The sequence below is a fragment of the uncultured Sphingomonas sp. genome (assembly GCF_946477935.1).
Classification (GTDB): domain Bacteria; phylum Pseudomonadota; class Alphaproteobacteria; order Sphingomonadales; family Sphingomonadaceae; genus Sphingomonas.
On the sequence record NZ_CAMLAC010000173.1, the window covers coordinates 1 to 7,625 of the forward strand.

Consider the following 7,625-nt stretch of genomic DNA (forward strand, 5'->3'; position numbering starts at 1 on the left):
CGCCCGCCCCGTGCAGCGACGCCGCGACGCTCCCGCCAAGGCGGCCCCCCTCGGTCCGCGACAGCGCGGCCAGCGCCCCGCCGGTATCGTCGGCCACCTTCACCTGTCGCGCCGACCCCGCCGCGACCGTCACCGTCCAGTCCGGGGAACGCCGCGTTGGCCATTCCACCCGCGCCACTGTGCCGCCGGTCAGCGCCAGCGCATGCGCCTCCACGATGTGCAAGGGCTGCGCCGGTTGCGCCAACGGTATCGTATCGCGCTGCGTTGCCGTCGCCGCCCACAGCAGCGGCAGGCCACTGACCGCCATCGCCAGGATCGGCAGCATCGCCGCCAGTCCCAGCCAACGGTGCCACGGCCCTGCATCGCCACCGCGCAGCACCGCCCCGCCCCACAGCACCACCCCCGACAAGGCCAGCACGATCAGCGCCGCACCCGCCATCGCGACCAGTCCGCGCCCTGCCCATGGCATCGCCAGTGTCGCATGCACCCGTCGCACCCAGGCCTCGGCATCATGCCTTGCATCCGCCACCGCCACCCCGTTTCCCCGCGCGGTGCAGGCGAAGATACCGTCCGTGCGCCCGGCTTCCTGCACGACGAAGCGCAGCACGCTCGCGCCGCGTTCCATCGCCATGATCCGCCGGCCCGGTGTCAGTTGCGCGCGCACCGCCGTTACACAGGCATCCGCATCGATCACGCCCCCGCCCGCGAACCGCGTCGGATGGGCGACGCGCTCCACCGCCGGCCACACCGCCAGTATCGCACCGCTCAGCGCCACCGGCACGATCAGCACTGCCAGCAACCAGCCGATCCACCCGCGACTCCAGCCACGATGCAGCCGCCCCGCCAGGCCCGGCCGCTGTACCGCCGCCGGCGACCGCGCCGGCGCCCGTGTCCTGCGTGCTCCATCCCCCATGCCGCGCTTTTCAGCAGTGCTCACCGGCATCGTCAATCGTCCTGCCGCCGCTCGGTCGTCCTCGGCGGCGGGAACACCGCGCCTTCCCGCCGGCCATGCTCCGTCTCGGTGTCATAGGCGCGACCATCCGCGCGAATCTCGTCTAGCACCACGGCACCCGCCGCATCCGCGCCCGTGCAAGGGGCGGCGGCGATGGCCTCTGCCAATCGCGGCAGCGCGCGCCTGATCCGCTCCAGATGCTGCGCCTCGTGCCGTTCCAGGTTGAGCGCATAAAGGCGCCAAGCCTGCGCCAGTTCGGGCAGGGGGTCCGGCTCCGCCAGATAGGGCAGGCGCATCGTTGCCGAATAGCGGATGATGACCGCCTCCGGCCGGCACGGCGCGTCGTGATCGGCGCGTGCCGGCGCCTGCCATGTGCCTTGGATGCGGCCATGGGTGTAGGCCTCCACCATCGTACCGTCCTGCTCGTCGCGCACCCGTGCGGCGTCCAGCGCCGCCCGCACCGCCGCCACGTCGCGCCCACGCACCGGATAGCGGTCCATCCGCACCCCCTCGAAGATGATCTGCACACCGGGGGGATCCGCCGCCGTCCCCAGCAGCAGCGCGCTGAGACATGCCGCGCGCATCTCAGGCCGCCGCGCCCGTCAGCATCAGCCAACTGCGTAGCGCGCTCGCCAGGTTCGGCGGATCCGCCTCGGTGATCCGCCGCGCATCGATCGCCGCGACCAGAGCCGACAGCGGCAATCCGCGGGCGGCCGCCGCCGCGTCCAGCCGTTCCCAGAAGATCGGCTCCAGGCTGATCGAGGTCTGGTGCCCGGCGATGGTGATCGACCGTTTCACCGGCCCGCGAAAGCCGCCGGGCGGCGCGTCGATCATCGCGTCACGGCGTGTCGAACAGCGCGGCGAGCTGCTCGATGATCGTGCCGCCAAGCTGCTCGGCGTCCATGATCGTCACCGCGCGGGCGTAATAGCGGGTCACGTCGTGCCCGATGCCGATCGCGATCAGCTCGACCGGGCTCTTGGTCTCGATCCAGCCGATCACCTGGCGCAGATGCCGCTCCAGATAGCTGCCGGAATTCACCGACAGCGTGGAATCGTCCACCGGCGCGCCGTCGCTGATCACCATCAGGATGCGCCGTTCCTCCGGCCGCGCGATCAGCCGGCTATGCGCCCAGATCAGCGCCTCGCCGTCGATATTTTCCTTCAACAACCCTTCGCGCATCATCAGGCCCAGGTTGCTGCGCGCGCGCCGCCACGGATCGTCCGCCTTCTTGTACACGATATGGCGCACGTCGTTCAGCCGGCCCGGCTGCGGCGGGCGCCCTGCGGCCAGCCATGCCTCGCGGCTCTGCCCGCCCTTCCAGGCGCGGGTGGTGAAGCCCAGTATCTCGGTCTTCACCCCGCACCGCTCCAGCGTGCGCGCCAATATGTCCGCGCTGATCGCGGCGATGCCGATCGGGCGCCCGCGCATCGACCCCGAATTGTCGATCAGCAGCGTCACCACCGTGTCGCGGAAATCGGTATCGCGCTCGATCTTGTAGGACAGCGACTGGGTGGGATTGACCACGACGCGCGCCAGCCGTGCCGCGTCCAGCATCCCCTCGTCCTGATCGAAATCCCAGGACCGGGACTGTTGCGCCATCAGGCGGCGCTGCAACCGGTTGGCCAGCTTCGACACCGCCGATTGCAGATGCGCGAGCTGCTGGTCCAGATAGCCGCGCAGCCGCGCCAGTTCGTCCGCATCGCACAGGTCGGTGGCGGCGACCACCTCGTCGAACTGCGTCGTCCAGGGCTTGTAGTCGAAGTGCGGGGTCAGGTCGGGCTGCGGCCGGTTCGGGCGCACGGGCTGCATGCCCTCCTCGCCGTCGTCCTGGCCTTCGCCTTCCATGTCGTCAGGCGCATCCTGTTGCTGCTGCTCGCCCTCGCCGTCCTCGCTGTCGGACTCGCGCTGCTCGCCGCGCGCGTCGACCTGGCCCTCGCCCTGGCCGTCCTTCTCGTCCTCGCTGTCGTCGCCCTCATCCTCGGCCGGCTCGTTCTCGCCGTCCTCGTCGTCGCCGCCATCGTCCGCATCCTCCGGCTCCACCGGCGCCTCGGTCAGCTCCAGATCGGCGAGCATGCGGCTGGCAAGTGTCTGAAAAGCGCGCTGGTCGTCGATCGCCAGCGCCAGCGCGTCCAGATCGGTGCGCGCGTCCACCCATTCGCGCACCAGCGCCAGCGCGGGCGCCGCCGCCGCCGGGCTCTCCAGCCCCGTCAGCCGCTCGCGCACCATCAGCGCCAGTGCGGTCGACAGCGGCACCTCCGCCTCGCTGCGCGCCCGCGTGATCGGGTCGGAGCGCAACCGCATGTCGAGTGCGGTCGCCAGATTGTCGGCGATCCCCGCATAGCCGCGGCTGCCCAGCGCCTCGACCCTTGCGCCCTCTACCGCATCATACACCGCCCGCGCCACCGCCTCGCCCGGCGCCCCGCGCGCATGCAAAGCGGTATCATGATACCGCAGCTTCAATGCGAACTGATCGGCAAATCCCCGTGCCTCCGCCACCTGCTCGGGTGGCAGCGCGCGCGCCGGCATCGGTACCTTCAGATGCTTGCCCGACTGCGCCGGCGCGTCCGCGGTAAAGGCCAGCTCCACCTCCGGCTGCTCCGCGATCGCGCGCGCCGTCCCGGCCAGCACGGCCTTGAACCGGTCGAGAGGGGTTTCGTTGGCCATCAGCTTTCCAAGGCACGTTCGGCGGCGGCACGAACCAGTGGCACCTCGATCCGCGCCAGATCGAAGATCACATTCCGCGCAACATCGTGATATTCATGACGCAAGCGGTTGCCAAGCGCACGCATCTTCGCCACCGGCACGTCCGGCCCCAGACACACTGCCTCGTCCCAAGGTATTTGGATGGCAGCTTCGGTGATGCGCTGAAGCAGACGCTCGACCGCGACGAGGGCAGCGAGGTTCATGCCGTCGATGAACGTCGCGATGCGATCAGCATCCTCGATCATGTCGCGCAGCCGCGACCGTGTCCGCTCAGAAAGCATCGACGCGGTCTCGATCGATTTGCGCCTGAAGGCGAGGCCTGTTGACCGGCTCCGTCACGATGTCGACAGCCACGCCCAACAGCGCCGCTACGCGCTCGTCCAGCGTGAAGTAATCCCAGCCCAGGCGGATATCGGAGCGCAGACGCACGGCGAGGTCCAGGTCGGAGTGCGCTCCTGCCTCCCCACGTGCGGTGGAGCCGAAGATCGCCACATGTTCGATACCCATCGCATGCAGGTCCGTACGGTGCACCCGCAATCGCTCCAGAGCCTCGGCTTTCGTCATCGCTTACCTCACGCCCGCCCGACCACGCTTTCGGGCAGGTCCTTGCCGAACACGCGCTGGTAATATTCCGCCACCAGCGAGCGCTCCGCCTCGTCGCACTTGTTCAGGAAGGACAGCCGGAAGGCGAAACCGACATCGCCGAAGATCAGCGCGTTCTGTGCCCAGGTGATCACCGTGCGCGGGCTCATCACCGTCGAGATATCGCCATTGACGAAGCCCTTGCGCGTCATGTCCGCCACGCGGACCATGTTCTCCACCGTCTTCTTGCCCTCGGGCTTGTCATATTCCCCCGATTTGGCGAGCACGATCTGCGCCTCGGTCGCGGCCGGCAGATAGTTCAGCGTGACCACGATGTTCCAGCGGTCCATCTGGCCCTGGTTGATCTGCTGCGTGCCGTGATACAGGCCACTGGTATCGCCCAGGCCCACCGTGTTGGCGGTCGCGAACAGCCGGAACCAGCGGCTCGGCCGGATAACCCGGTTCTGGTCGAGCAGCGTCAGCTTGCCCTCGGTCTCCAGCACGCGCTGGATCACGAACATCACGTCGGGCCGCCCGGCGTCATATTCGTCGAAGACCAGCGCGGTCGGCGTCTGCAGCGCCCAGGGGAGCAGGCCCTCGCGGAACTCGGTCACCTGCTGCCCGTCCTTCAGCACGATCGCGTCGCGCCCGATCAGGTCGATGCGGCTGATATGCGCGTCCAGGTTGATGCGGATGCACGGCCAGTTCAGGCGCGCAGCCACCTGCTCGATATGGCTCGACTTGCCGGTGCCGTGATAGCCCTGCACCATCACCCGGCGGTTGTGCGCAAAGCCCGCCAGCACCGCCATCGTCGTGTCCGGATCGAACACATAGGCCGGGTCCAGATCGGGCACCCGCTCGTCCGCCTCGGAAAAGGCCGGCACTTCCATGTCGCTGTCCACGCCGAACACGTCGCGCACACGGACCATCTTGTCCGGCGCGTCCATGATCGTCGTCTCGCGACTGTCAGGCTGGGTGTTGGGAATGTCCGTCATCAAAACCTCACGAAGTGCGTGAAACGCTCTAGGACAGGCGCGTGTCCCGACTCAACCTTCAGCTTGGGCGTCAGCTTTGACGTCAGCATCGGCGGCGTCACGAAGAAGCGAAGAAACGCGCGGCCGCCCCGCTGTTTCCACCCTGCCGCCCCTTCGGAGCGATCCCCTTGCCCTACGTTGCTTTTTGCAGACGTGGGGCGCAGGCTCGCGGCGCCGAGTCGAAGTCGAAGGAGAGCGACGATGACGAGCGTCAATGGACAGTATCTGCAAGGTTTCGTGGTGCCCGTCGGCACCGCGAACAAGAATGCCTATCGCGACATGGCGGCCAGGGCGTGGCCGATGTTCCAGGAATATGGCGCCTTGTCGATCGTGGAGGCATGGGGCGAGGACGTACCCGACGGCACCGTCACCGACTTTCGCCGTGCGGTACAGGCGCAGGACGACGAGACGGTGGTATTCTCCTGGATCGTCTGGCCCGATCGCGCGACCTGTGACGCTGCCGGCGAGCGGATGCGGACGGACGAGCGGATGAAGCCCGATGATCCCATGCCCTTCGATGGAAAGCGCATGATCTATGCCGGCTTCGCGCCGATCTTCCAGGCGGGAAACTGATGCCATGGGCGCCTTCATCTGGTACGAGCTGATCGCCGATGATGTTGATGCCGCGGCCGCCTTTTACGGCAACGTCATGGGCTGGCGCGTCGCGGACAGCGGCGTGCCGGGCATGGACTACCGCCTGTTCCACGCCCCCGATGGCGATGCGGTGGGTGGCATGCTCGCCCGCCCGCCGGCGATGGAGGAGGGCGGACGCTGGTTCGGCTATGTGCGGGTGGACGATGCCGACGCCGCCGTCACCCGCGTGGTCGGCGGCGGTGGCACCTGCCTGATGCCCGCCACCACCATCCCGCACGCCGGGCGCATCGCGCTGCTCACCGACCCGCACGGCACGCCCTTCTACGTCATGCATCCGGAGAGCGACGACTCCACCGCCTTCCAGGGCAGCGCCGATGCCCAGCCCGGCCACATGGTCTGGAACGAACTCACAACACCCGATGATGACGCCGCCATCACCTTTTACGCGCAACAGTTCGGCTGGCGGCAGGAAGGGGCGATGCCGATGGGCGCACTGGGCGACTATCGCTTCATCCATGACGGCCCGACCTGTATCGGCGCGGTCATGCGCACCATCCCCGGTACCGTCCCCGGCTGGCAATTCTACACGTTGGTGCCCGACATCGATGCCGCTCTGGCGCGCATCCTCGCGGCGGGTGGACAGCCGCTCCAGGGGCCGGACGAGATTCCCGGGGGCAGCTTCTCGCTGGTCGCGCAGGACCCTTCAGGGGTGCGCTTCGGCCTGGTCGGCGATCGACGAACATGACCGAGCAGCGTTTCGACCTGTCGGTCACCCGCCTGATCGACGCGCCGCTGGAGGTGGTGTGGCGCGCCTGGGTCGATCACACCGCCGAATGGTTCTGCCCGGAGCCCTGGCGTGCCGAGATCGTCGAGCGCGACCTGCGCCCCGGCGGCCAGTCCACGATGATCTTCCACGGCCCCGACGGGGAAGCGATGCCGGTCGAGGGCGTCTTTCTGGAGGTGCTGCCGCAGCGGCGGATCGTCGCCACCGATGCCTTTGCTGCCGGCTGGGCGCCGCGCCAGCCCTTTCTGGTGCGCATCGACGCCTTCGCGCCGGAGGGCGGCGGCACCCGCTACACCGCCACCGCCCGCCACTGGACCGCGGTGGCCCGCGATCAGCATATCGCGATGGGCTTCGATGCCGGCTGGAACGCCGCCACCGACCAGTTGGCCGCGGTCGCCCGGCGCCTCACTGTCCGGCATTGATCCCTCAGGCGAAGGCGGGCGCCTGCCGCAACTGCTGGTAGGCCGCGATCACCTTTTGCAATTCGCGCTCCTGGCTGCGGTCGCCGCCGTTGCGATCGGGGTGGTAGCGCCGCACCAGCTCGCTGTATCGCTTGCGCAGCGCATGCCGGTCCGCATCCGCCGCCAGCCCCAGCGTCTTCAGGCTTTCCCGGTCCTGACCCGACAACGGCTTGCCATCCTTGCGCTCGGCAGCAGGTTCGCGGCGATAGCGCGCCGCGATCGCATCCAGCGGATCGGAAAAGTCCGACCAGCGCGGCCCCGGATCACCGCCCGCACTGGCAAAGGCACGCGTTTCCCGCTCCCACCCGGCATAGGGTCGCTGCGCCTGATGGATCTCGTCCGCTGTCATCCCGTTGAAATAATTGTACCGCTGGTTGAACGCGCGCACATGCTCCAGGCAGAACCAGCGGAACTGCCCCGGCCCGTCGCGCCCGCCCGGCCCTTCCAGCGGCGGCGCGCGAAATTCGCCCGCTTCCTCGCATCCCGGCTCCGCGCAGGCGCGTCCCGTATTCTC

At 68.7% G+C, this 7,625-nt stretch carries 11 protein-coding genes; 3 read left to right on the forward strand and 8 right to left on the reverse strand.

From position 1 onward, the window contains the following. The 7 genes from Q0U08_RS15155 to cobS form a co-directional block, all read right to left on the reverse strand. The coding region (locus tag Q0U08_RS15155; protein ID WP_298092334.1) for a PepSY domain-containing protein at window positions 1–943 on the reverse strand (943 nt) is incomplete at its 3' end. Window positions 944–945: 2 nt separating this feature from the next. Next, window positions 946–1,536 (reverse strand): DUF922 domain-containing protein, encoded by a 591-nt coding sequence (locus Q0U08_RS15160; protein ID WP_298092335.1) that lies wholly within the window; start codon window positions 1,534–1,536, stop codon window positions 946–948. A gap of 1 nt (window position 1,537) precedes the next feature. Beyond that, window positions 1,538–1,786 (reverse strand): ribbon-helix-helix domain-containing protein, encoded by a 249-nt coding sequence (locus Q0U08_RS15165; RefSeq protein ID WP_298092337.1) that lies wholly within the window; start codon window positions 1,784–1,786, stop codon window positions 1,538–1,540. A 4-nt stretch (window positions 1,787–1,790) separates the two neighbouring features. After that, window positions 1,791–3,617, reverse strand: a complete 1,827-nt coding sequence (gene cobT, locus Q0U08_RS15170; protein WP_298092338.1) for a cobaltochelatase subunit CobT — start codon at window positions 3,615–3,617, stop codon at window positions 1,791–1,793. Continuing rightward, window positions 3,617–3,937: a HepT-like ribonuclease domain-containing protein gene (locus tag Q0U08_RS15175; RefSeq protein ID WP_298092340.1), complete on the reverse strand. Its 321-nt coding sequence runs from the start codon at window positions 3,935–3,937 to the stop codon at window positions 3,617–3,619. Before Q0U08_RS15175 ends, cobT begins: the two co-directional genes overlap by 1 nt. Then, window positions 3,927–4,220, reverse strand: coding sequence for a nucleotidyltransferase domain-containing protein (locus tag Q0U08_RS15180; protein ID WP_298092341.1), 294 nt, complete (start codon window positions 4,218–4,220; stop codon window positions 3,927–3,929). Before Q0U08_RS15180 ends, Q0U08_RS15175 begins: the two co-directional genes overlap by 11 nt. An 8-nt stretch (window positions 4,221–4,228) precedes the next feature. Then, complete coding sequence (gene cobS / locus Q0U08_RS15185; RefSeq protein ID WP_112383819.1) at window positions 4,229–5,233, reverse strand: cobaltochelatase subunit CobS; 1,005 nt, start codon at window positions 5,231–5,233, stop codon at window positions 4,229–4,231. 240 nt (window positions 5,234–5,473) lie between these two features. Between cobS and Q0U08_RS15190 the strand changes: the two genes are divergently transcribed. The 3 genes from Q0U08_RS15190 to Q0U08_RS15200 are packed head-to-tail and all read left to right on the forward strand — an operon-like array spanning window position 5,474 to window position 7,072. Continuing rightward, a complete protein-coding gene (locus tag Q0U08_RS15190; protein ID WP_298092342.1) occupies window positions 5,474–5,845 on the forward strand; it encodes a DUF1428 domain-containing protein in 372 nt (123 codons plus the stop codon). 4 nt (window positions 5,846–5,849) lie between these two features. After that, window positions 5,850–6,611, forward strand: coding sequence for a VOC family protein (locus tag Q0U08_RS15195; RefSeq protein WP_298092344.1), 762 nt, complete (start codon window positions 5,850–5,852; stop codon window positions 6,609–6,611). Then, a complete protein-coding gene (locus Q0U08_RS15200) occupies window positions 6,608–7,072 on the forward strand; it encodes an SRPBCC family protein (RefSeq protein WP_298092345.1) in 465 nt (154 codons plus the stop codon). The genes Q0U08_RS15195 and Q0U08_RS15200 overlap by 4 nt, the downstream gene beginning before the upstream one ends. A 4-nt stretch (window positions 7,073–7,076) precedes the next feature. Here Q0U08_RS15200 and Q0U08_RS15205 read toward each other — a convergent pair. Further along, window positions 7,077–7,625, reverse strand: a 549-nt coding sequence (locus Q0U08_RS15205; protein ID WP_298092347.1) for a J domain-containing protein, incomplete at its 5' end; no start/stop codon positions are given.